Raw genomic sequence first — 23,125 nt, 5'->3', positions numbered from 1 at the left:
GCGGCGGACAGCGCGGCGCGGTTCCTCCGCGGCACCGGTCCTGGCGTTGCTCCGAACGGGGGGCGCGCTCACCCGACCCGGTGGGTCATCGGCGAGGCGCGTTCCACGAGCGCGTGCGCACACGTTGCTCGGGCATGGACAGCACTCACGAAGCGTTGCGACACGTTCCCGCTCGCGCGGGTGCGGGTAGCCGTGCGAGCGCCGGGACGGTCATGGGTACGGGCACGGGCCGGGCCTCCGCCGGGCCGTCCGGCCGTCCTGGCCCTCCCGGTCATCAGGGCGGCCACCCGCCGATCTACGCCCAGCTCGTCGCGGAGTGGCGGGCTGAGGGCCGGCTGGTCCCGGAACCCCGCGAGGTGCTGTGGGCCACCTTCGCGGCACCCGTTCCGGAGAAGGGCGCCGACGGATCCGTTCCCGCGGTTCCCGTGCCGCGGGGCGTGTCCGGCCTGTGACGTCTATTCCTCGGCGAGCGGTGCCAGGACGGCGAGCGTGCCGTTGGCCTGGCGCAGCGCGACTTCCAGGGAGAGGGCGGGGTGCAGGGCACCGGTCCCGTCCGGCGGGATGATCCACTCCAGCGGTCCCGCGGAGCGGTACGGCGGTGGTACGGCGATCCACGAGCCCTTGCCGAGGTGGCGGAGCCCCGATCCCTCCCAGCGGCTGGCGGGGTCGGGCGGCAGGAAGAAGCCGACGCGGCGGGCCGCGCAGTCCACCAGCGTGGGGCCCGGTACCTGGACCGGGTCGGACCACAGGATGTCCAGGGCGAGCAGGCCGAGTTGTTCGGGCACGCTCAGCACGTCCCAGTACCGCCCGGCTTCCAGCAGGACACTCCCGCTCCCCTGGTCCCACTCCCGTTTGCACGCTCTCGGATTCATGGCGGCCGCCGCGAGCCACTCCACGCTCTGCGTCCACATCACGTTCGTCACGGATCACCCCGGAGATAGTCCCCTCCGCTCGGCAGGCGCGGAAGGCGGCACCGGCCGAAAGCCCTCGGTTGCCCGTCAGGACCTCGACATACGCATGTTGGTAGATATCTCTACGTGGCGGAAGGGGTGGCGCGGTGTGGCGTTTTCCGATGGCCGGTTTGCGACGGCTGTGACGGTGCGTGAAGGGATTCGAGGGAGCGGGCGTGGAGCGGGGTGGTGTGCCAGCGGGCCGTGAAGGTGCGGTCGGGCAGGGAGCAGGTCACGGTCAGCCGGTGCGGGGTCTCCAGGAAGAGCACGTCGACGCGCAGGGTTCCCGGGCCGGTCCAGCCACCGCTCACCGCCGTGGGCGTCCGGCCGGGGGCGACGGTCCAGCCGGTTCCGTCGAGCCGCAGCTCGATCCGCCGGTCGCCCTCGACCAGCGTGACGCACGGTCCTTTGTCGCCCTCGGTGACGACGACCCCGGTCAGCGTCCGCTGGTCCGCGCAGACGCCTCCGGCGGGGACGAACTCCGCGTCCGACCACGCGTCCGCGGACTCCAGGGGCTCGGACCCGGCCGCCACCGGCGGCAGCGCGAGCCGGGCGAGCCGTCGGCGCAGCGCGTCGTCGCCGTCGCCTCCGGGCGGGAGCGGTGCGGTGCCGAACGCGGGCAGCAGGTGCCGCCACATCAGGTCCAGCAGTTCCTGCATCCGGTCGGTCGCCGCGGTCGTCGCGATCACCGCGTCGTGTTCGGGCAGCACGACGCAGAACTGTCCGAACGCCCCGTCGCCGCGGTATCCGTGCCGTCCTCGCCAGAACTGGAACCCGTAGCCCTGCTGCCAGTCCGACCGGGCTCCTTCGGGGGTGCCGTCCGCGTTCGCGACGTGCGCGCGGGTCGCCTCCGCGATCCAGGCGGCCGGCAGCAGCCGCCGCCCCTCCCAGACGCCTTCGCGCAGATACAGCTGGCCGAGCCGCGCGATCGCGTCGGTCGCGGCGTGCAGGCCGCTGAAGCCGATCTCCCGGCCGGTCCGGTTCCGCGTCCAGGCGGTCTCCCCGATGCCCAGGGGGTCGAACAGCCGGGGCCGCAGATACGCCGTGAGCGACAGACCGGTGACCCGCTGGATGATCGTGGCGAGTGTGTACGTGGCGGACTGGTTGTACGCGAACACGGTGCCGGGTTCGCGGTCCGGCGGGATCAGCAGGAAGCCGCGTACCGCCTCCTCGGGGTCGAGCCGGAGCGCGTCGGGGTAGGTCTCGGCGAGGTGGCCGCTGGCCATGGCCGCGACATGCCGGACGAGCATGGTGCGGCTGCGCGGGTCGGTGATGTCGGCCTCGAACTCGGGGAAGTACGAGATCACCGGGCGGTCCAGGTCCAACAGGCCCTCGGCCACGGCGAATCCGGCCGCCGTGGAGGTGAAGCTCTTGCTGAGCGAGTAGAGGAGCTGGAGGCGCTCGGGTGTGTACGGCGCCCACCAGCCGGAGGCGACGAGGTGCCCGTGGCGCAGGATCATCAGGCTGTGCGGTTCGATGTCCGGGTCGGCCTCGACGGCGTCGAGGAAGGCGGCGATGCCCGAGGCGTCGACCCCCTGCTCGGCGGGCGGGCTGACGGGCAGCGGTCGGGCACTCATACGGGCGGCCTCCGGGTGGCTCGGGCGGTACGCGGCGACGGGACACGATCGGCAGCGGGCATTGTGTGCATCTGGCATCTTTCCCGGGAGACCCACCCGTGTCCATCTCCCGGCGGCGACGCAGCCCGCGTCCCCTCCTGATATGGCGTCAACTTCCCTCTCCAGACGTCGAGTTGTCGGGTCACGGGACTTCGCGGACTGCTATGGCGGCCAGGGGACCGGACGGTGAATCGACGGGGAACGCGGGCCTGAAGTGTTCGTACGGGTGCGCGACGGCGTGGCCGCCGAGTAAAAACAGGTATCTCCATCCGTCTTCCGTTGAACACTCTTCGTCACGTCCCGCGTACTTCTGGGAAAGGTGAGTGACCGGTACGCGACGAAGGATGACGATGGCCAAGGCGCAAGACTCCGCGGGCGAGTTGATCGCCGAGAGATACCGGCTGCTCGAGGTCGCCCTGCGCGAAGAGGGCCGGACCGTCTGGCACGGCGAGGACACGGCCTTCGGACGGCCCGTCGTACTGACCCGGTCGCGCGTCGCCGAGCACCGGGGCGAGAAGCCTCGGGAGCCCGCCGCCGACCGGATCCTGCGCGCGGCCGAGATCCTGGGTCCGGCCTGTCCCGGCCAGGTGGCCGCGGTCCTCGACGTGGTCGAGGGGAGCGACTTCGTGTGGACCGTCACGGAGCGGCCGCCGGGCGTCCCGCTGACCGAACTCCTCCTGCTCGGTCCCGTCGACCCGGTGCGGGCGGCCGGCCTCGGGCTCGGTGTCCTCGACGTCCTCACGGCCGCCCACCGCGAGGGACTACCCCACGGCGAACTCGGCCCGAGCCAGGTGTGGGCCGACGAGCAGGGCACCGTCACGGTGACCGGGTTCGGACTGGCGGCGGCCGGCGACGCTACGCGCGTCACCGCTCCCTCGTACGCCTCCCCGGAACAGGCCCGTCGTGAGGGCGGCGCACCCGCGGCGGACCTCTGGGCGCTGGGCGCGATGATGTACGCGCTGGTCGAGGGCCGACCGGCCGTACGGGACCGCGGGGAGCCGGAGGCCACGCTCAAGGCGGTGGACCGGCTGCCGGTCAGGGCACCGCGGAACGCGGGCCCCCTCGCGCCCGCCATTCTGGGCCTGCTGCGCTGGGACCCCGTGGAGCGGGTGCCCGAAGCCGTCGTGCGCGAGGCGCTGACGCGCATCCTCCGGCAGAACCTCGAAGAGACCACGCCCCTGGAACCGCTGCCCGATCTCCTCGACCCCGCCGGGGACGTCCGCGACGCGGGCGTGGACGAGGGACGCCCGGGGCGCACCCGGGAAGGCCGGCCGGTCAGCCGGCCTGTTCTGCTGGGCGGGGCGCTCGCGGTCACCGTCGTCGCCGTAGGAGTGTTCGCCTCGATGGGCGGACTGCCGGGCGGGGGCAATGCCTCCGCGTCCGGCTCCGCACCGTCACGGGCGGCCGCCAGCACGCCGTCGGCGGACCCCACCGCCGCCGGAGCCCAGCCCGGCCCGACACCGACGGCGTCCTCCAAGCCGTCCTCCTCCCCCTCCCCCTCCCCCTCCCCGTCCGGGAGCGCGACGGTACCGGCCGGCTTCTCCCTCTACCGGGCACCCCAGGGGTTCGCCGTCGCGCTCCCACAGGGCTGGAAACCCGTGGAGACACAGTCCTCCGACGACCTCGCCTACCGGGTGACCTTCGGCGCGAGCGGTGATCCGCGCACCCTGGCCGTCACGTACAGCACCCAGCTCGGTCCGGACCCCGTGGCCGTCTGGAGTGCCCTGGAGCCGTCCCTGCGCGCGGTCTCCACCGACTACCAACGGGTGGGCGACATCCAGCCGGTGACCTATCGCGGCCTGAAGGGCGCGGACATGGAGTGGTACTCCGTGTCCGCGGGAGTGCGGGTGCGCACCTTCGGCCGGGGCTTCCTCATCGGCGACCACCGGGGATTCTCGCTCCGCTGGACGACTCCGGCGGCCGACTGGGACACCACCGCGAACCGGAAGGCGCTGAAGACGTTCCTCAACTCCTTCCGCCCGACCTCGAAGTGATCGACCGTCACCGATCGCTCATGTCAATGTCCTTCCGGGATACGGAGACCGGACCGTCGCTGCGCCAGCCACACGGCGACCTCGTCGGCGATGGGCTGCCCGGTCTCCAGTTCCACGAAGCCGAACTGGCCTCCCTGATTGCACTCGAGGAACCACCAGATGCCCTCCGCGTCCTCGGCGAAGTCGAAGGCCGCGTAGGCGAGTCCGGTGAAGGCGAGGTAGTCGTGGACCGAGCGGGCGATGCGATGGGGCACGGGTGTGGGTTCCCAGCCGTTCCCCGTCTCGCCGAACCGGCCGTCGACCTGGCCGGGCTCGGCGGCCTTGCGGGCGGCGAACAGCCGCGTGCCGATCCCCGTGAGCCGGATGTCGGCGCGTTTGGGAATGTAGCGCTGGAGCAGGGCGGGGCCGGCCGCCACACCGGAGAAGTCCGTGCCGGGTCCGACCAGTGTGGTGGGCAGGGCCGCCGGAGTCTCGCCGGGCGGCGGCCCCGAGGCCGATTTCACCACCACGTCCCCGTACTCCTGGACGAACTCCTGGGCCACCCGGGGAGCCGTCGTGATGACGGTGGGCGGCACCGCGAATCCGCTGCTGTGGGCCACCCTGAGCTGCCAGGGCTTGTGCCGGGCCTGCTCGGCGCGGCGCGGGTGGTTCATCCAGCGGGTCGAAGCCGAGTAGAGCATGCCGAAGAGGGCCTGCCTGGTCTCGGCGGTGAGCCATGCCGAGGGTTCGGCGGCATGGGCCGCCGGCTCGCCGGGCCTGCGCACCCACACGGAGCGCAGGCCACCCATGCTGAGCACATGGCCGTTGACCGACAGATAGCCGTCGAAGTCACCGTGGGCGTAGTCGGCTGACAGCACCGCCTTGCCGGGCAGGTCGGCGGGATCGAGGCGCACCATGGGCACGCCCCGATCGTGCAGTTTCGCCACCACCATGTCGGCGGTGACGTCCTGTTCGGCCGTGAGTATGAGAACCGTCATGCGCGCGGCATCCGTCAGTCGTCGAAGTGCGTCTGGGAACCGGCCGTCGACGTCGTGGTGCCGGTCGCCATCAGCAACGCGTGATCGCTGACGGCCGGTCTGCCGTCGGGCAGCACGTTCAGTTGCAGGGACACGTCGAAGTGGTACGGGGGTATTGCGGCCGACTGCCCTGAGGGCCGGGCGTAGTTGAGAGTGAACGGTCGCACGAAAGATCCTCCCGCGGTCGCGCGATGGCCAATACACACCCGTACGTGACACAGCCGTAAGGAATTCATCACTTTCTGCCACATCGGGGTGAAGGTCATCACATCGCGTCGTTTCTGAGCTTGCACATTTCGGATTTACTGGGGTGTCCGCTTGGCCGCGGTCTCCGAGTGTCACCTTGATTCCACGCAGACCTTAGGCCATAGCTTCATCCTGTGTGACATCAACGCCCCACCACCCCAGGAGAGTTCCCGGTGACCGCAGCCATCACCACGTCCAAAGACGCCGCCGAGCAGAACGACGTTCCGGACCCCATCGAGCGCGACGCGCATGACTTCGGCGCCTACGCGCGCAACGGTGGCTGGGCCTTCGCGCTGAAGGTGGCGCGCAGCGTCCGTCCCGGCGGGCAGTCCGCCGACGAGACACGGAAGGTGTCCGCGAAGGAGTTCGCGGCACTGGCCGGCTGCTCGCCCGAGCGCGTCATGCGCTACTACAAGGCCTGGGACCGGGCCGCCGACGACGGCCTGGTCCCCCACTTCGAGACCCTGCTGCCCGGCGCGGACGCCGAACTGCCGGACGCGGACGCCTGGTCCACGTACTACGCCTCCCGTTCGAGCGCCGCCTCCGAGCGCGGCACGGCCATCGCCGAGGCCGCGGAGGCCGAGGGCATCCGTCCCACCAAGGCCCTGGAGGTGGCCGAGAACCCGACGGCGCTGCGGGCGGCGATCCTCGCCGACCCCTCCACGGCGAAGGCCGCGCGGGCCGCGCTGCTCGACCGGGTGAAGGAGGACCCGGCGCTCCAGACCGAGCTGGCCCGCGACATCTCCCGCACGGACGAACTGAAGAAGGCGGTCGCCACCGAGAACCGGGCGGCCGACCGCATCGGCTATGTGCGCCAGATCGCGGAGAAGGGCCAGATCAGGACACCGGCCGGGCAGACCCTGGACGCACCGGCCGAGCTGCGCTCCGAGGCCGAGCGGCATCTGTCCCTCCTCGACGAGCTCGACGAGGGCGAGGACGCGGGAGAGTGGGCCACGGAGGCGTACGACACGATGAAGAACCTCGTCGTCGAGACGGTGGAGGCCGACCCCGAACTGCGCGTCCAGGAACGCCGGACGAAGTTCTACAGCAGCCTGCAGAAGGCCACCAAGGTTTTCGAGGAGCTGACGTTCGACGACGCCGACGACATCTACGAGGACGACATGGTGCAGCGTCTGGAGGAGCTCCAGCAGGCCATCGGCACCGCCATCGCGGCACTGCGCGGGGCGGCAGGACGGGAGTGAGCGGGCCGCTGGGCCGCGCGGGAACGGGTGTTCCCGCGCGGCCCGGCGGTCACTGCGGCAGGTCTTCGGGGGCGGTGGCCCATGTGGTGTCGGGCTGCTCGCCGAGCCGGAATCTCACCGTGCCGCCCCCGGTCGTGAGACCGGCGCCGGTCCAGGAGCGCTGCGTGGGGCGTCCGTCGACCCGTACGGAGTCGATGTAGAGGTGGGTGGCATCCGCGTCGGGCGCGCTGATGACGATGCTCTTGCCGCCCGGCCGCAGGACCAGCGCGCGCGGGAAGACCGGGGCGCCCAGGAGCATCGTCGCGCTGCCCGGGGTCTGCGGGTACAGACCGAGCGCGGAGAAGACGTACCAGGCGGACATGGTCCCGAGGTCGTCGTTGCCCGGCAGGCCCGAGGGGCCGGTGCCGTAGTCGGTGTCGAGGATCTGCCGGACGGTCGCCTGGGTCTTCCAGGGCTGACCGAGCCCGTTGTAGAGCCAGGGCGCGTGGATGCCGGGCTCGTTGGTGGGGTCGTAGCGCAGGGCGTCCCCGCCGCGCACGGACCAGGAGCCGTCGGCCTTGTGGAAGAAGCCGTCCAGCCGTGCCGCCGCCGTCTCCCGGCCGCCCATGGCGGCGGCCAGCCCCTGGACGTCCTGCGGGACCATCCAGGTGTACGTGGCGCTGGTGCCCTGCGCGAAGCCGAGGTCGCTGCCGGGGCCGAACGGCGTCACCCAGGACCCGTCCAGCTTGCGGGCCTGGATGTATCCGGCGTCGGCCGTGGCGGCGGGGTTGAACACATTGCGCCAGTAGGCGCCCCGCTCGGCGAAGACGGCCGCTTCCTGGTCGCGGCCGAGCAGCCGCGCCCACTTGGCGAGCGCCGAGTCGGCGACCGCGTCCTCCAGCGTCTCGGCGGCCCCGCCCCAGCAGTGGCACACGTCCTGCGCCGCGTAGTGCGACGTCAGATACTGCGCCAGGTTGGGCCGTTGGCCCACGCACTGACCGGGGCAGCCGGCGTCCAGGAGTCCTTCGGGGCGCGGCACGGTGGCCTGCCGTACGAGCGAGTCGAACGCTCCCTCGTAGTCGAAGTTGCGCACGCCCATCGCGTAGAAGGTGGCGACGGTCGCCGCCGAGGGGTCGCCCGTCATGACGTGGGTGGCCCCGCTGATGTGCACCCAGCGGTCCCAGACCCCGTCGTTCTGCTGCGCGAAGTTGTAGAGGGACTGGGCGAAGTCTCCCGCGACCCGTGGCTTCAGCAGGGCGAGGAGCTGTATCTGGGCCCGGTACTGGTCCCAGCCCGAGAAGTTGCTGTACTGCGCGCGCTGGCCGCGGGCGAGACGGTGCACGGCGCCGTCCATGCCGTAGTAGCGGCCGTCGGCGTCGCTGATCAGGTTGGGCTGCATGAGCGCGTGGTAGAGCGCGGTGTAGAAGGTGGTGCGCCGGTCGGTGGTGCCGCCGTCGACCCGGACGGTGCTCAGCTCGCGGTTCCAGGCGCGGGTGCCCGCGTCGGCCACGTCCTTGACGCTCGCGTCCGGTGCGATCTCGCGGCGCAGGTTGGCCTCGGCGCCGCCGAGACTGACGTACGAGATGCCGATCCGCATGTGGACATCGTTGTCAGCACTGGTGTCGAAGCCGACATAGCCGCCGGAGCCGCGGCCCGCACGGTCCGCGCCGGTGGCGTAGCCCTCCCCGCCCGAGGCGGTGGTGGACCCCGCGGACAGCGTGCCGTCCTTCCAGGTGCCGACGGAGGAGAAGTCCCGGTCGAAGGACGCGCTGAAGTACAGCCGGTAGTAGCTCTTGCGGTTGTTCGTGCCGCCGTTGGCGCGGCGTCCGCAGAACGCGCCGGTCAGCACAGAGCCGGTCACCTTGCGGTGCGCGGTGTCGATGTCGACCTGCGCGTCCTCGCTGCCGTTGAGGGAGTTGGAGACCCGGAAGAGCAGGTTGGCGGGTCGGTCCGCCGGGAAGGTGAAGTCGGCGACGCCCGCCCGCCTGCTCACCGCGAGGTCGGCCGACGCGCCCGACGCGAGGCCGAGCGAGTAACGCCCGGGTACGGCCTTCTCGGCGGTGTGCGAGAAGTTGGACGCGTACACCGCGTCCTTGGTGTCGGCCGAGGGCGAGGACGTGACGTCACCGACGTACGGCATGATCGGGACGTCGCCCGCGGCACCGGGGTTGCATCCGGCCCCGTTGACATGGGTGAGGCTCAGACCGCGGATGCGGGTGACGTTGTACTGGTAGCCGTTGGCGGCCCCGGTGCTGGTCTGGTCGCCGGTCGTGCTGGTCGGGGACCAGCCGATCATCCCCTGCGGGAGCGTGGCTCCGGGGTAGGTCGTGCCGCTGTTCGCCGATCCGATCAGCGGGTCCACCAGGGACGCCGGCCGCTCCACGGCGGGGACGCCCGCGTCGGCGGGGAACGGGGTCGCCAGGGCGAGGGCGGTGGTCACGAGCACGGCGGCGGACCTGCTGCCGAACCGTCTTGCTGTGCGCGGCCATGAGGGGCGCATGGGAGGTGTCACCTTCCGACGGACAGGGTGCGAGGACAGGTCGGACCGGATGTCCGGCGACTGCCCCGGACCCCGGCCCGGGCGCGAGAATAGAGGGCGCCCGGGAGTGCCGGAAGTGACGTGCGCGTCCGGAGGGTGACGGCGTGGTGAAGGGTGGGCCCGTCCGGCCGCGAGGGCGGCGAGATGCCCGCCGACGCGAACCGGAATTCACTGATCAGTCGTCATACCTGCCGTTCTGTACGTCAGTTGGTGTCGTCCCGGTACTGGTTCATCAGGTCGACGAGGGTCTGCGGTGCGTCCGGGCTGAAGCAGATCGAGAGGTTCGCGGCGGACTCGGTCGCCGCGGCCTCGGAGCGCGGGAAGAGCGCCTCCTCGTAGACGGTGAGGGCCTTCTCGGTGTCGCCGGGGTGGGCGACGAGGGCGGCGGCGAGTTCGGCGCCGTCGAGCATCGCGAGGTTGGCGCCCTCGCCGGCGAACGGGGACATCACATGCGCGGCGTCACCGAGCAGCGTGACGCCGGGGACGCGCTCCCAGCGCAGGCCGGGCGGCAGGGCGTGGATCGGCCGGGCCACGAGTTCGCCGTCCGCCTCCGCGATGAGGGAGCGCAGGCTCTCGTCCCAGCCCTCGAAGTGCTCCAGGAGGCTCCGCCGGGCCGCCTCGGTGTCGGTGAAGTCGACGGCGCCGGAGACCGCCCAGTCGGCGGGCGTGCGCAGGGCCGCGTAGACATGCAGGGAGCCGTCCGGGTCACGGTGGCCGAGCAGGCCCTTCTCCTCGGCGAGCGCGAACAGGATGCCGCCTCCGACGACGGCCGCGCCCTTCGGGTGACGGGTGTCGGCGTCGAGGAGATGCATCTCGACGAAGGAGATGCCGGCGTAGGCCGGGGTGGCGTCCGTGACCAGTGGCCGTACCTTCGACCAGGCGCCGTCGGCGCCGATCAGCACGTCGGCGGTGAAGACGCTCCCGTCGGCGAGGGTCACCTCGTGGCGTCCGTCCCGGGCCGTCCGTGTCCCGGTGACCTTGGCGCCCCAGCGGACGGTGCCCTCGGGCAGCGAGCCGAGCAGGATGTCGCGCAGGGCGGCCCTGGAGACCTCCGGGCGTGCCGCGTTCTCGCCCGCGTCCTCCATCCGGACGGTGGCGTGCTGGTCGAGGACACGCATGGCCTCGCCGCCGGCGTGGATGGCCGCGCGGAACTCGTCGTACAGCCCGGCGGCGCGCAGCGCGGCCTGGCCCGACTCCTCGTGCATGTCGAGCATGCCGCCCTGGGGGCGGGCGGTGGGCGAGGCGTCGAGGTCGTACACGGCGGCCTCGATGCCGTTCAGGTGCAGGACGCGGGCGAGCGTGAGGCCGCCGAGACCGGCGCCGATCACCGCGATGGAGTGGTGGGTGTTGGTCATGGCTGGTTCTCCTTGTTCAGGGCGTACGGCTTGTACGGGGGGTAAGCGGCGTCGGCTCTCGGTGGCGGCTCGTGGTGGTGGTGGTGGTGATGGCTGGGCGCCGTTGAGATTCACGGCGTGTCGGGCGGGGTCGGCGCGTCGGGCGCCGTGGGCCCCTCGGGCGTGTCCGGCCGTGGCGTGAGCAGGACGCCGTTGATGAGGACGTGGAAGCCCCAGTTCAGACGGGCCACGCCCGGCCCGGAGAGCAGGTCGGCGCCCAGCGCGGCGATGTGCGGGTGCCGCTCGTGAGAGGCACCGCGCACGGCCGCGGCGAGGGCCGCCCACTCACCCTCGGTATCGGCCGGACCCTTCTCCCCCGCGGCGTGCTCCGCCGCGGTGGCGGTGGCGAACTGGAGCAGCAGGTCTATCGCCCATGCCGCCTGCTCACCGGGCACACCGCCCTCGTCGAGCAGGGACAGCAGCGCCTCGGCCAGGTCCAGGTAGCGCTCGCCGGACGGGCGGGCCACCAGGGCCGAGCGGGCGAGCCCGGGGTGCTCGAACAGGACGGCCGTGTACGAGGTGAGGACCTTCACGAGCCGGTCGCGCCAGTCGCCGTCGGCGCGGGCGGGACCCAGGTCGACACCGCCGAGCAGATCGTCGAGCACCGCCGCGTGCAGTTCGGCGGTGTTGCGCACATAGACGTAGAGCGAGGCCGGTCCGGTGTCGAGCTCCTGCGCCAGGCGGCGCATGGTGACGCGCGTCAGGCCTTCGGCGCGCATCAGCGCGACGGCGGTCCGGATGATGCCGTCCCTGGTCAGGGCCGGCTTCGCCGGGCGTTCGCGGCGGCTGGGGCGGGGGTCGGGTTGTCCTGTCACTCCTCTATGATAACGAACATGTTCGTCGCGAACAAGTACGTCACGAACATGTTCGTCACGAACATGTTCGTCACTTGATGTGCGGCGGCCGGGTGAGTACCCGTACTCATGCCACCCGCCCCGGTGCTCCACCACGATGGGGCCACCTGGACCAAGGAGCCCGCCATGCCCGGATCAGTCCTCGCCCCGCCCTGCCCGCACCCGGCCTCCCCGGACCGCACTCCTCGCCGGACGCTCCCGGCCGTGCTCGTCGCGGTGGTGATCGCGGGCATGGCGCTCTCCGCGTGGCACGCGCACGACGGGACGACCTGGCTGCTGGAGACCGTGTGGGTGATCGTCGGGCTGCCGCTGGTGGTGATCGGCAGGCGGCGGTTCCCGATGACGACGCTGCTGTACTGCCTCCTCGCGGCGCACGCGCTGGTGCTCGCGGTGGGCGGCCACTACACCTACGCGCAGGTGCCGCTCGGCGACTGGGTGCGCGACACGTTCGGGCTCGACCGCAATCCGTACGACCGGTTCGGGCACCTCATGCAGGGCTTCGTGCCGGCTGTCCTGGTGCGGGAGGTGCTCAGCAGGACGTCACCGCTGCGCGGCAGCAGGTGGCTGGCGCCGCTGACCGTGTGCGCGTGCCTCGCCTTCAGCGCCCTCTTCGAGATGTTCGAGTGGGCGGCCGCCGTGATCGGCGGCCATGGCGCGGACGCCTTCCTGGCGACCCAGGGAGACGTGTGGGACACCCAGTGGGACATGTTCTGCGCCCTGATCGGCGCGACCGTCTCGGTGCTGGTGCTGAGCCGCGTGCACGACCGGCAGCTCGACGCGCTTCCGGCGGCACGAGCCGCCGGGGACTGACCCGCCCACCGGGCTTCCGGACCCGCCTGTCCCGGCGGTACAGGGACTCCCGGGCCGACCTGTCCCGGCGCAGGCCGCCGAGAAACCGCCGCGCCCCTGCGGCACCGGCCAGCCGGGGCGGGCACGACCCGGCACCACCGATCGCCAAGAAGCCGACGCGACCCGGCAGCACCGGCCACCCGGGGCGGCACGACCCGGCACCGCCCGCCGAGGATCTGGTGCGTCCCAGCAGCACCGGCCACCGGGGCCGGCACGACCCGGCACACCAACCGCCGAGAAGCCGCCGCGCCCCTACGGCACCGGCCCCCCGGGGCGGAGCCGCCCGGCACCGCCCGCCGAGGATCTGGTGCGTCCCGGCAGCGGTGGACGTCAACGGCCTGCGTCCCCCGGCGGGCCTCGCCAGGAGCCGTGCGTCCCGCTGCCGGGTTTCGTCCCGCAGTTACCAGCGGCTCTCCACCTGGTCCTTGATCCGCCGCTCGTACAGCTCGTCGATGGCGTCCAGCGTCGTGCGCGACAGTTCGGGCAGCTTCGCGGCCGCCGCGTTGGCGCGGGCCTGTTCGGATGAACGGGCTCCCGGGATCACCGTGGTCACGCCGGGCTGCGCGACGATCCACCGCAGCGCGAGCTGGGCCGGGGTGTACCCCTCGGGGGCGAGGGCGGAGAACTCGGCCGCCGCCTCCACGCCCGTCGCGAAGTCGACCCCGGCGAAGGTCTCGCCCTGGTCGAAGGCCTCGCCGTGGCGGTTGTACGTGCGGTGGTCGTCGGCGGCGAAGACGGTGTCCTTGGTGTACTTGCCGGAGAGCAGCCCGGAGGCCAGCGGAACCCGCGCGATGATCCCGACGCCCGCCTCCCGGGCCGCGGGCAGGACCTGCCGTAGGGGCTTCATGCGGAAGGGGTTGAGGATGATCTGGACGCTCGCCACGTTCGGGCGGGCGATGGCGGTCAGTGCCTCGTCGCACGTCTCGACGCTCACGCCGTACGCCGCGATCCGCTCCTCCTCGACCAGGGTGTCGAGGGCGTCGAACACCGCGTCGCTGGAGTACACGGGGGTCGGCGGGCAGTGGAGCTGCACCAGGTCGAGGCGGTCGACGCCGAGGTTGCGGCGGGAACGGTCGTTCCAGGCACGGAAGTTGTCGAGGACGTAGTTCTCCGGGATCTGGTCGACCCGGCGGCCCATCTTGGTGGCGACCATGACATGCAGGTCCGGCCGTCCGCTCAGGAAGGTCGCGATGGTCTCCTCGCTGCGCCCGTCGCCGTACACATCGGCGGTGTCGAAGAAGGTCACCCCCGACTCCGCCGCCGTCTCCAGCACGGCCAGGGCGTCCTTCTCGCTCACGTCGCCCCAGTCGGCCCCCAGTTGCCAGGTGCCGAGACCGATCACCGAAGCATGCTGACCCGACCTGTCGAATACGCGCTCGTCCATGGCGTCAGTCTGACACTTCCGGCAGGCCCGACAGGACGCCCCCACCCCGCGCGTCCTCGCTCTCCGGTGCGTGCGTCACCCGTCGGCGGCGCGGAGACGACGCCGGCCGACCCGACGCCAGATGGCGCGCTGGCCCCGCAGGGTGAGGGTGCCCACCACGATCAACACGGCGACGTTGATGAGGAGTTGGATGAACGCCCCGCGCGCCTCGGTCCAGCTTCCGAAGGCGGCGGAGACGCTGAAGTCGGCAGCCGCGGGGATGGTGGTGACGGAGATGAAGACGCCCAGCAGAGCGCTCGTCCTGGCCTCGGTCAGGGAGACGATGCCCACGATTCCGGCCAGCGTGGCGACCGCGAACGAGAAGAAGTCGGGCGTGTCGATCAGATGGGAGACGGGGCGCACGCCGACGTCGAACGCCTTGGACTCCAGGTCGAATCCGCGGATCAGCAGAGCGAAGAGGTACGTGGCCGCGATGGCCAGCGCGAACCCGGCCGTCAGGGCGGTCAGCCCCGTGCGGACGCGCGGCCCCGAACGCTGGTCGATCCCCAGCGCGACGCTGACGATGGCGCCGTACTCGGGCCCGACGACCATGGCCGCGACGATGAGGATCTGGGAGTTGGTGACGATGCCGACCGCGCCGATGAGGCCGGCGACCACGAGGTAGAGGTAGAAGCTCGGCGCGTAGGTGCCCTGCGCGCGGATGCGGGCCTCCACCTCTTCCCAGACGGGCGCCCTGGAGAGCGCCCCGAGCCGGTCGGCACCGGCCTGCGCGGCGCGCCCGGAGAACGCCATGTCGACCGGTTCGATGACGATGGAGCCCACCTCGTCGAGGTGCAACTCGCGCAGACCGCGCAGCACGTCGTTCGCCCCTCCGGTCAGCACGTCGCAGGCGAGGGCGTCGCCGTCCGGGTTCCGTGCGATGCCGGGCTGCACGACGAGGTTGAGGACACTGGGGTCGGCCGCGAGGAGGGCGACCGCGGCGTCGGTCAGCCGGGCGGGACTCACCATGCGTACATGGATCATGTCCATGCAGGTACCTCCCGGGACACCGGCGCTGTCTCCCGGGACACCGGCGCGCGCCTCGTCGACATTGAGCGGTCCAGTCCAGTAACTCCGGCCGCGCGGTGTTCGGCAATCCAGCCACGTCCCCCGCAGCCCCCACGCCTCCCGTCCCTCCCGTCCCCGTCCGGGCGAACAAGCGCACATGTCCGTGATGTCGGATAGTGAAGATGCCTGGATCCTCGAGATTGGATCGCCATGGACCGCTACCCGCCCATCGCCGACCATGGCCTCGTGGGTGATCTCCAGTGCTCCGCTCTGGTCTCCTCCAAGGGCGTCGTGGACTGGTTCGCCGCCCCGCGCTTCGACTCCCCCAGCATCTTCGCCGCGCTGCTCGACCACGACGGGGGTGGCTATTTCCGACTGGCGCCCGCCCATCCGCAAGGCGCCTGGAAACAGCTCTACTACCCGGACACGGCCGTACTGGTGACCCGGTTCATGTCACCGGACGGGGTGGGCGAGGTCCTCGACTGGATGCCGCCGGACCGCACCGGGACCGCCTCCGCCCGGCACCGGCTCGTCCGGTCCGTGCGGACGGTGCGGGGCACGATGCGGTTCGCCCTGGAGTGCCGCCCGCGCTTCGACTACGGCCGGGCCGGTCACGAGCTCGGCCTCGGCCCCGACGGCGCCGTCTTCCGCAGCCCGGGAATCACGGCGTTCCTGCAGAGCACTTTTCCGCTGGAGCGGGACGGACAGGACGTCCACAGCACCGTCACCCTGAACGCCGGCGAGATGGCGACGGCCGTGTTCACCGTGGACGGGCCGGACGCCACGGCACCACCGCCGCCCACCGTGCCGGGGACCGAACAGGACCTGGCGGAGACCGTCGAGTTCTGGCAGCACTGGGTGCGGACCTCCAGGTACCGGGGCCGCTGGCCCGACATGGTGCACCGCTCCGCCATCACCCTCAAGCTGCTGACCTACGCGCCCACCGGAGCCCCGGTCGCGGCGGCCACCATGGGCCTGCCGGAACAGGTCGGCGGCGAACGCAACTGGGACTACCGCTACACCTGGGTACGCGACGGATCCCTGTCGCTGCGCGCCCTGCTCGACCTCGGGTTCGCCGAGGAGGCGACGGCGTTCACCCACTGGCTGCGCGAACGGCTGATGGAACGCATGGACCAGGAAGGCGAAGCCCTCCAGATCATGTACCGGGTGGACGGGACGCCCCTGCTGGGCGAGGAGATCCTGGAACACTTCGAGGGCTACCGCGGCTCCTCCCCCGTACGGGTCGGCAACGCGGCCGCGGACCAGCTCCAGCTCGACATCTACGGCGAGGCCCTCTACGGCCTGTCGGAGGGCCGCGAGATCGGCATCCAGGCCGACTACGCCGGCTGGAAGGCCGTCGCCCGCACCCTGGACTGGCTCGCCGACAACTGGGACCGCCCCGACGAGGGCATCTGGGAGACGCGCGGCGGGCGCAAGGACTTCACGTACAGCCGGGTGATGTGCTGGTCCGCGTTCAACCGCGGCCTGCGCCTGGCCCACGAATGGAGCCGGCCGGCGAACACCGCGCTCTGGACCCGGGCCCGCGACGCCGTCCTGGAACAGGTGATGGAGCGCGGCTGGAACGACAGGGAGAAGGCGTACGTCCAGTACTACGACGGCGGCGTACTGGACGCCTCGCTGCTGCTCATCCCCCGGGTCGGCTTCCTGGGTGCGAAGGACCCGACCTGGCTGTCGACCCTCGACGCGATGGCCCGGACGCTGGTCTCCGACAGCCTCGTCTACCGCTACGACCCCGCCGCCTCCCCGGACGGCCTGCGCGGCTCGGAAGGCACCTTCAGCCTGTGCACGTTCCTGTACGTCGACGCGCTGGCGCGCTCCGGAAGGCTGGCCGAGGCGCGCTACACGTTCGAGAAGATGCACACGTACTCCAACCACGTCGGCCTGTTCGCGGAGGAGGTGGGCCCGAGCGGCGAGCAACTGGGCAACTTCCCCCAGGCGTTCACCCATCTGTCGCTGATCATGGCGGCCACCACGCTCGACGAGGCACTCGACCAGCTGCGCGGCTGAGACCGACCGACACCGCCCGTACGGACTCCGTCGTACCGACGCGGCCGTACCGAGACCCAGGATCGAGACCGCCGGGAGCACCTCTCATGCCCGATCCCACAGAATCCGGCAGCGCGCCGGGGATGAGTCCCGAGGAATTCTGGACGCTGTACGAACGCCTCCGGGACCGCGCCGCGGACTCCGGCCGGGGAGCGCCCCGTGTCACGCCCCAGCAGCTGCGGGCCGCCGCGACCGAGGTCAGGGCCGGACGCACCGTGACCATGGCCGCGCCGGTCGACACCCTGCCGGGACCCGACAACCCGCAGCCCGCGGAGTACCGGCTCACCGGTCCGGCGCCCGGGGAAGCGGAGGCCCCGGGGCTGCACTTCGCCTTCGACCGCTTCGCGATGAACGTGCACGGCGACGCCGACAGCCATCTCGACGCGCTCTGCCACGTCATCTACGACGGCACCCTGCACGGCGGCGTCCCGGCGTCCTCGCTGACGGCCGAGGGGGCGGCCGAGCTGTCCGTGGACGCGGTCCGCGACGGGCTCCTGGGGCGCGGTGTCCTGCTCGACATCCCGAGGCTGCGCGGTGTGCCCTGGCTGGAGCCGGGCGACAGTGTCACCACGGAGGACCTCGTCGCCGCCGAGGCCGCGCAGGACGTACGGGTCGGAGCGGGCGACCTGCTGTTCGTCCGCGTCGGCCACCGCCGTCGGCGTGCGGAGCACGGACCGTGGGAAGCGGCGCGGGCGCGGGCGGGAATGCATCCCGGGGCGGTCGGGTTCCTCGCGGACCGGCGGGTCGTCGCACTCGGTGGTGACGGCAACAACGACACCGCGCCGAGCCCGGTCGACACCGTCGGCTTCCCGACCCATGTACTGGCGATCCACGCCCTGGGCCTCTATCTGCTCGACTACCTGCAGTTCGAGGACCTGGCGGACGTCTGCGAACAGGAGGGACGCTGGTCCTTCCTGTGCGTGATCGCGCCGCTGCGGCTGCCGGCCGCCACGGGCTCACCGGTCAATCCGATCGCCCTGTTCTGAGCGACCGGCTCCGGTCTCATGGGAATCCGGTGTAGCTGGATCCGGTGCAGCTGGATTCAGCTACACCCGCGCCCCGGGCACGTGCTTCGGCTCGGCCAGGAGACCGTAGATGACCAGCAGGGACACGAGCATCGTGAAGAGGGACCAGAACGGGTAGACCGGCAGAAAGATCATCTGCGCGACCAGAGCGAAGGCGGCCAGGCAGACGCCCGTCAGCCGTGCGCCCCTGGAGCCCACGAACACGCCGAGGCTCGCCAGCGCCATCACGATGCCGAGGGCGACGAAGATCCAGCCCCAGGCCGTGTAGTTGAGGATGAGCAGCCGGTTGCCCTGGGAGTACACCTTCGAGTAGTACCCGTGGTTGAAGATCGCCACGAACCCGTTGAGGAGATTGAACAGAGCGCTGACCATCAGCAGGATCCCGGCGAAGGCCACCCAGTGCGAACGCTCCATCGGCGGCACGAGGTCGGCTGGCTCAGAGGCTTTTTGCTGCATGAGATCCATGAGATCCAGCCGGACGCCAGTCCGCAATTCGTACGGGACCGTTGGTGTCCCGACGGGGGCGGGTGGCCCGCACGGGCCGTCGTCAGTCCGCCCACACCGGGCCGGGTACCCGGGCGGGACCGAGCAGGATCGCGGTGTCATGGGCCCCGGGCTGCGGGGTGCGGGTCTCGGTGACCGGTTCCAGCCGCCCGTCCGGCCGTACGAGGAACAGCAGCGCGTGTCCGGCCGGGATGCCCTGCTCGACGGAGCGGAAGGTGATCCGGGCACCGTCCTCGTAGCGGCGGGCCAGTTCGGGTCGGCTCAGGTCGGCCCCGAACAGGGTGTCGCCGGTCGTGTAAGGGGCGACCACGCCGTGACTCCGACCGGGCGGCCCGAGCCGGTGGACGAACCCGTCGACCGTGCCGCGCAGGGTCTCCGAGGCCAGCGCGTTGAAGTCGTCCTCCTCGGTGAGCAGCAGAACGCCGGTGATCCCTTCGAGTTCCGCTCCCTCGCCGGTGGCCGCGGCGAGCAGTTCCCCCGGTGCCAGGCTCAGTCCGGCGGCCCGGATCAGGTCGCGTTGCTCTTCCCGTCCGGCCCACATCAGCACGTCGAGACCCGCGGAGTGCAGGGCGCGTCCCAGGTCGATCGCCCAGAGGTCGCCGCCCACGAGCAGCGGGCGGGCCCGCGCCGGGCGCAGCACGCCGAGACGCCGGGCGACGCGGTGCGCGCTGAGCCCGTACAGCGTCACCGTGCTGACGATCACCAGGAAGGTGGCGGGCAGGATCTTCTGGGCGCCGCCGACGTGATCGGCGACCAGAGTGGCGGAGAAGGTCGAGGCGGTGGACGCGGCGACGATTCCGCGGGGTGCCATCCATCCGATGAACGCTCTCTCGCCGCGCGGCACGTCGGTTCCCGCGGTGGACAGGAACGCGACCAGTGGCCTGACCACCAGGACCAGGGCCGCGACGAGCCCGAGCGTGGGCAGGATGATGTGCCGCAGGGACGCCGGGGTGACCGTGGCCGAGATGGAGATGAACAGCAGCCCGATGATCAGCGACACCAGCGTCTCGAGGAAGGGACGGCGGGCCGGGAGGGACACGCCCGGCAGGTTGGCGAGCGCCATTCCCATGACGACCGCGGCGATGAGCCCGGTGTCGTCCCGGATCGCGTCGCAGGCGGCCGCCACGCCCACGGCGGCGGCGAGCTGGGCCGTCGTGCCCAGCACCTCGCCCAGGTGCAGGCGGCTGAGAAGGAACCACAGGACGGCGGCCCCCACCGCGCCCCCGATCAGTCCGACGGCCGAACTCGCCGCGAACTGACCGATCTTGCCGCCCGGCCCGTTGCTGTGGCTCGTGAGGACGGCGTGGAAGACGAGCGCCCCGAGAATGCCTCCGACCGGGTCGATCAGCGAGCCCTCCCAGATCAGGATGCGCTGCAACCGCTCGGTCGGACGCACGAAGTGGAGCAGTGGGCCGACGACGGTGGGCCCCGAGACAACGAGGATCACGCCGAGCATGACCGCCGCGTTCTTCGACATGCCGAGCAGCGGAACCGCGAGAACCGCGGCGGCCGCCCAGGTGATCAGGACGCCGATCCAGATCAGCCGCACCACGACCCGCCGCGTGTGTCCGTGGAGCCGGCTGAAGTTCAGGCCGAGTCCTGCCTCGTAGAGGATCACCGCCACGGCCAGGGACACCATCGGGGAGAAGGCGTCGCCGAGCAGTTTATCGGGGTTGACGATGTCGGTCAGGGCGCCCGCGGTGAAGCCGACCGGCAGCAGGACGATCAGGGCGGGGATCCGCAGCCGGCTCGCCAGGATCTGGGAGCCGACGGCCAGGACGACGATCAGTCCGAGGCCTTCGAGGATCTGATTCTCCGTCACGGCTGTCTCCCTGCCGGTCGTTCTGGCCGACGGTCGGTTCGTCGCGGTCTGTTCGTCGCCGTCCGTTGTGCCGGGGCGGCCGGACGGTCAGCCCGCGCCGGGGCTGCCCGCGCCGCCCTCGACGTCCGCGTCGGTCTGGGCCTCCAGCAGACCTCGTGTGTCGAGGCGGTAGAGGACCGCCAGCGCGGGCCCTACGAGCACGATCGCGATCACGGTGACGATCAGCAGCCAGTGCAGCGAAGCCGCCGCGCCCGCGGCCTGCTGGACCGTGAGGGACGTGGGAATGAGGTAGGGCCGCTGGGCCGCGCCCCACGCGGCGATCACCAGGGCCACCGCGCCCACCGAGGTGAACCGGGCCCAGCCCGCGGCCCGTCCGGCGACCAGCCACGCGGTGGCCGCCGCCGCCACCGCCGAGAGGATGACGAGCAGCAGCCCCAGACCGTGGGTGAGGCCGTGGTAGACGTACGCGGTGTGATCGTGTGTCTCGGCGAGCCCGATCAGGGCCAGGACGGTGACGACGGCGAGGCTGCACCAGGCGCGCCGCCGGAAGTAGACGATCATGTCGGGGGCGTCGAAACGGCGGGCGTCCGCCGTGAGGAAGACCGCCCCGAGGAACGCCGTGGCCGCGACGGCGAGAAGTCCGGCGACGATCGAGGTGGTGTTGGCCCACACGTCGGCGGAGGCGGTGACGCCCGGGGCGGCCCGGCCGGAGGCCACACCGCCGACGGCCGCCCCCAGGAAGAACGGGGTCAGCAGGGAGGCGACGGCGAAGACGGCTCCGAAGATACGGCGCTGGGCGAGCCGGTGGGTGGGTTTGCGCAGGGCGAATCCCGCTCCGCGCAGCACCAGACCGACGGCGGCCAGGGTCAGCGGCAGCCACATCGCGCTGAAGACCGACTCGAAGAACACCGGGAAGCCGGTCCACATGAGGATGAAGACGAAGATCAGCCAGACGTTGTTGACCTCCCAGACGGGTTCCATCGCGTCGTCGATCAGACCGCGCGGCCTTCTGCCCCGCCGGGTGCCGCCGGCGACCAGGTCCCAGAATCCGGCCCCGTAGTCGACACCGCCGCCGCAGGCGTAGGCGGCCGTGGCCAGGAGCAGGACCCAGGCGGCCACCGTGGCGGTCATCGGGGGTCTCCCGGCCCCGGCCGTGGCCCGGACTCGGGTGGCGCGGAGGAGGCGCGTGCCGCTTCGGCCCGCTCCCGGCGGGGCCCGTAGGGCGTGTCGGCCTCCGGCGCGTGGCCGGGTTCGCCGGCCGGGCTCGCGCCCGCGAGACGCCACCGTCTGCTCATCTTCATGATGACGCCGAGGAACGCGCCGAACATGAGCACGTAGACCACGACCACGATGCCGAACATCGTCCACAGCGAACCGGCCGCGGTGGGCGTGACCGCGTCGGAGACTCGCATGTACTGGTAGACGATCCAGGGCTGGCGGCCCACTTCGGTGGTGATCCAGCCGCATTCGACCGTGATCACGCTCGCCACTCCGGCGACGGCCGCGCACCGGAAGAACCACGGGGAGCGGGGCAGGTCACGGCGTCGCAGCCAGCACCAGCCGTACCAGAGCGCGAGCAGGATCAGCACACTGCCGATGGTGGCCATGATGTCGAAGGTCCAGTGCACGATGGTCGCCTGCGTCGGGGTGGGGCGGTCCTCGGCGGGTACGGAGGTGAGCCCCGTGACCGTGGTGCTCGGCCTGCCGCCGGCCAGGATGGAGTCCAGCTGGGGGATCTTGATGCCGCCCTTGATGCTTCCGTCGGACTGGAGCCGGCCGAAGAGGTACTCGGGAACGTGTGAGCCGCTCTTCCAGACCAGCTCCGCGGCGGCGAACTTCACCGGCTGCTTGTGGTAGATCTGCCGGGCGATGTTGTCGCCGAGGAAGAACTGCACGGGCGTGAGGATCGCCGCGACGGTGAACGGCACGCAGAACCCGAGCCGGTGATACCGGTCCCGCCGACCGCGCAGCCAGCCGACCGCGTAGACACCGGCCACGACATAGCCCGCCGTCAGGAACATCGCGACGACGAAGTGCCAGTACTCGGGTCCGAACATGGGCGTGAACACGGCGGACCGGACGTCGACGTTCGTGGGTCTGCCCTGGGAGTCCAGGGTGAAGCCCCGCGGCGTGTTCATCCATGAGTTGGCGCCGATGATGCCGAACGCGCCCATCAGCGCGGCGAGCGGCAGCGGGGTGGCGAGCCAGAAGTGCGGCCACGCCGGGAGGCGCCGCCAGCCGTAGAGGTAGATGGCGATCAGGACCGCTTCCAGGAAGAACGCCCAGGCCTCCACCCCGAAACCGAGGCCGAAGACATCTCCCCAGGTGCCCATCATCTTCGGCCACAGCAGCCCGAACTCGAACGACAGCACGGTGCCGGTGACGATGCCGACGGCGAACTGCACGGCCATGACGGCCGACCAGCGGCGGGCGAGCAGCAGCGCGACGGGGTCGTTCCTGCGCAGGGCGCGGTGGTGCATGACGAGGGTGATGAACGGCAGGGCCACGCCCAGCGGCACGAGGATGATGTGGGTGGCCAGGGTGAAGGCCATCAGCTCACGCGCGGGCAACACCTGCTCGGGGGCGCCGGCCAGGAGGATGAATGCCTTGTTCATACGGGCCTCATTGGCTGGTGCC

General features: G+C 71.6%; 19 protein-coding genes. 6 read left to right on the top strand and 13 right to left on the bottom strand.

From position 1 onward, the window contains the following. The first annotated feature begins 212 nt into the window (after positions 1-212). Positions 213-452 (top strand): hypothetical protein, encoded by a 240-nt coding sequence (locus ACIQRL_RS26345; RefSeq protein WP_401335901.1) that lies wholly within the window; start codon positions 213-215, stop codon positions 450-452. Positions 453-455: 3 nt separating this feature from the next. On the opposite strand, the gene ACIQRL_RS26340 is transcribed toward ACIQRL_RS26345, so the two are convergent. Together ACIQRL_RS26340 and ACIQRL_RS26335 are read right to left on the bottom strand one after the other, a co-directional pair. Next, the gene (locus ACIQRL_RS26340) at positions 456-911 is read right to left on the bottom strand and encodes a hypothetical protein (RefSeq protein WP_401336466.1); all 456 of its coding nucleotides are present in this window, start codon (positions 909-911) and stop codon (positions 456-458) included. Between the two features lie 122 nt (positions 912-1,033). Then, positions 1,034-2,527: a serine hydrolase domain-containing protein gene (locus ACIQRL_RS26335; protein ID WP_401335899.1), complete on the bottom strand. Its 1,494-nt coding sequence runs from the start codon at positions 2,525-2,527 to the stop codon at positions 1,034-1,036. 389 nt (positions 2,528-2,916) lie between these two features. Here ACIQRL_RS26335 and ACIQRL_RS26330 point away from each other — a divergent pair, with 389 nt between their 5' ends. Beyond that, positions 2,917-4,560 carry a serine/threonine protein kinase gene (locus ACIQRL_RS26330; RefSeq protein WP_401335896.1) on the top strand — a complete coding sequence of 548 codons (1,644 nt, stop codon included), beginning with the start codon at positions 2,917-2,919 and terminating at the stop codon, positions 4,558-4,560. Between the two features lie 23 nt (positions 4,561-4,583). On the opposite strand, the gene tgmB is transcribed toward ACIQRL_RS26330, so the two are convergent. Both tgmB and tgmA read right to left on the bottom strand, forming a co-directional pair. Continuing rightward, entirely contained in the window at positions 4,584-5,537 is a 954-nt protein-coding gene (gene tgmB, locus ACIQRL_RS26325) for an ATP-grasp ribosomal peptide maturase (protein WP_401335895.1), read from the bottom strand. A gap of 14 nt (positions 5,538-5,551) precedes the next feature. Next, complete coding sequence (gene tgmA, locus ACIQRL_RS26320) at positions 5,552-5,743, bottom strand: putative ATP-grasp-modified RiPP (RefSeq protein WP_382779907.1); 192 nt, start codon at positions 5,741-5,743, stop codon at positions 5,552-5,554. A gap of 252 nt (positions 5,744-5,995) precedes the next feature. Between tgmA and ACIQRL_RS26315 the strand changes: the two genes are divergently transcribed. Then, positions 5,996-7,024 (top strand): hypothetical protein, encoded by a 1,029-nt coding sequence (locus tag ACIQRL_RS26315; protein WP_401335892.1) that lies wholly within the window; start codon positions 5,996-5,998, stop codon positions 7,022-7,024. Positions 7,025-7,073: 49 nt separating this feature from the next. Here the strand turns inward: ACIQRL_RS26315 and ACIQRL_RS26310 are convergent, their stop codons facing one another. The 3 genes from ACIQRL_RS26310 to ACIQRL_RS26300 all read right to left on the bottom strand — a co-directional run bounded on the left by ACIQRL_RS26310 (position 7,074) and on the right by ACIQRL_RS26300 (position 11,751). Continuing rightward, positions 7,074-9,503 (bottom strand): GH92 family glycosyl hydrolase, encoded by a 2,430-nt coding sequence (locus ACIQRL_RS26310; RefSeq protein ID WP_401335889.1) that lies wholly within the window; start codon positions 9,501-9,503, stop codon positions 7,074-7,076. Between the two features lie 242 nt (positions 9,504-9,745). Next, positions 9,746-10,897 (bottom strand): FAD-dependent oxidoreductase, encoded by a 1,152-nt coding sequence (locus tag ACIQRL_RS26305; protein ID WP_401335886.1) that lies wholly within the window; start codon positions 10,895-10,897, stop codon positions 9,746-9,748. A 110-nt stretch (positions 10,898-11,007) separates the two neighbouring features. Next, the gene (locus ACIQRL_RS26300; protein ID WP_401335883.1) at positions 11,008-11,751 is read right to left on the bottom strand and encodes a TetR/AcrR family transcriptional regulator; all 744 of its coding nucleotides are present in this window, start codon (positions 11,749-11,751) and stop codon (positions 11,008-11,010) included. 165 nt (positions 11,752-11,916) lie between these two features. Here ACIQRL_RS26300 and ACIQRL_RS26295 point away from each other — a divergent pair, with 165 nt between their 5' ends. Then, positions 11,917-12,600, top strand: coding sequence for a DUF2238 domain-containing protein (locus ACIQRL_RS26295; protein WP_401335880.1), 684 nt, complete (start codon positions 11,917-11,919; stop codon positions 12,598-12,600). Positions 12,601-13,039: 439 nt separating this feature from the next. On the opposite strand, the gene ACIQRL_RS26290 is transcribed toward ACIQRL_RS26295, so the two are convergent. Together ACIQRL_RS26290 and ACIQRL_RS26285 are read right to left on the bottom strand one after the other, a co-directional pair. Next, a complete protein-coding gene (locus ACIQRL_RS26290) occupies positions 13,040-14,023 on the bottom strand; it encodes an aldo/keto reductase (RefSeq protein WP_401335877.1) in 984 nt (327 codons plus the stop codon). 75 nt (positions 14,024-14,098) lie between these two features. Beyond that, the gene (locus ACIQRL_RS26285; protein ID WP_401335874.1) at positions 14,099-15,052 is read right to left on the bottom strand and encodes a DUF389 domain-containing protein; all 954 of its coding nucleotides are present in this window, start codon (positions 15,050-15,052) and stop codon (positions 14,099-14,101) included. Between the two features lie 222 nt (positions 15,053-15,274). Here ACIQRL_RS26285 and ACIQRL_RS26280 point away from each other — a divergent pair, with 222 nt between their 5' ends. Together ACIQRL_RS26280 and ACIQRL_RS26275 are read left to right on the top strand one after the other, a co-directional pair. Further along, positions 15,275-17,098, top strand: a complete 1,824-nt coding sequence (locus ACIQRL_RS26280) for a glycoside hydrolase family 15 protein (protein ID WP_401336464.1) — start codon at positions 15,275-15,277, stop codon at positions 17,096-17,098. A 122-nt stretch (positions 17,099-17,220) separates the two neighbouring features. Beyond that, on the top strand, positions 17,221-18,123 hold the full coding sequence (locus ACIQRL_RS26275) for a cyclase family protein (protein WP_401336461.1): 903 nt from the start codon (positions 17,221-17,223) through the stop codon (positions 18,121-18,123). Between the two features lie 60 nt (positions 18,124-18,183). Here ACIQRL_RS26275 and ACIQRL_RS26270 read toward each other — a convergent pair whose 3' ends face one another. From ACIQRL_RS26270 to ACIQRL_RS26255, 4 genes are all read right to left on the bottom strand, one after another. Then, on the bottom strand, positions 18,184-18,618 hold the full coding sequence (locus ACIQRL_RS26270; protein WP_401335872.1) for a hypothetical protein: 435 nt from the start codon (positions 18,616-18,618) through the stop codon (positions 18,184-18,186). Positions 18,619-18,709: 91 nt separating this feature from the next. After that, complete coding sequence (locus tag ACIQRL_RS26265) at positions 18,710-20,488, bottom strand: cation:proton antiporter (RefSeq protein WP_401335870.1); 1,779 nt, start codon at positions 20,486-20,488, stop codon at positions 18,710-18,712. Between the two features lie 87 nt (positions 20,489-20,575). After that, positions 20,576-21,619, bottom strand: coding sequence for a cytochrome d ubiquinol oxidase subunit II (locus tag ACIQRL_RS26260; RefSeq protein WP_401335867.1), 1,044 nt, complete (start codon positions 21,617-21,619; stop codon positions 20,576-20,578). Next, a complete protein-coding gene (locus tag ACIQRL_RS26255) occupies positions 21,616-23,103 on the bottom strand; it encodes a cytochrome ubiquinol oxidase subunit I (RefSeq protein WP_401335864.1) in 1,488 nt (495 codons plus the stop codon). The genes ACIQRL_RS26260 and ACIQRL_RS26255 overlap by 4 nt, the downstream gene beginning before the upstream one ends. Positions 23,104-23,125: the final 22 nt, after the last annotated feature.

Origin of the sequence: Streptomyces sp. NPDC091209, from assembly GCF_044757755.1 — a bacterium.
In the GTDB taxonomy this organism is placed as follows: Bacteria; Actinomycetota; Actinomycetes; order Streptomycetales; family Streptomycetaceae; genus Streptomyces.
The sequence above is the reverse complement of the archived record's forward strand: the minus strand, read 5'-3'. Positions and strand labels throughout refer to the sequence as shown.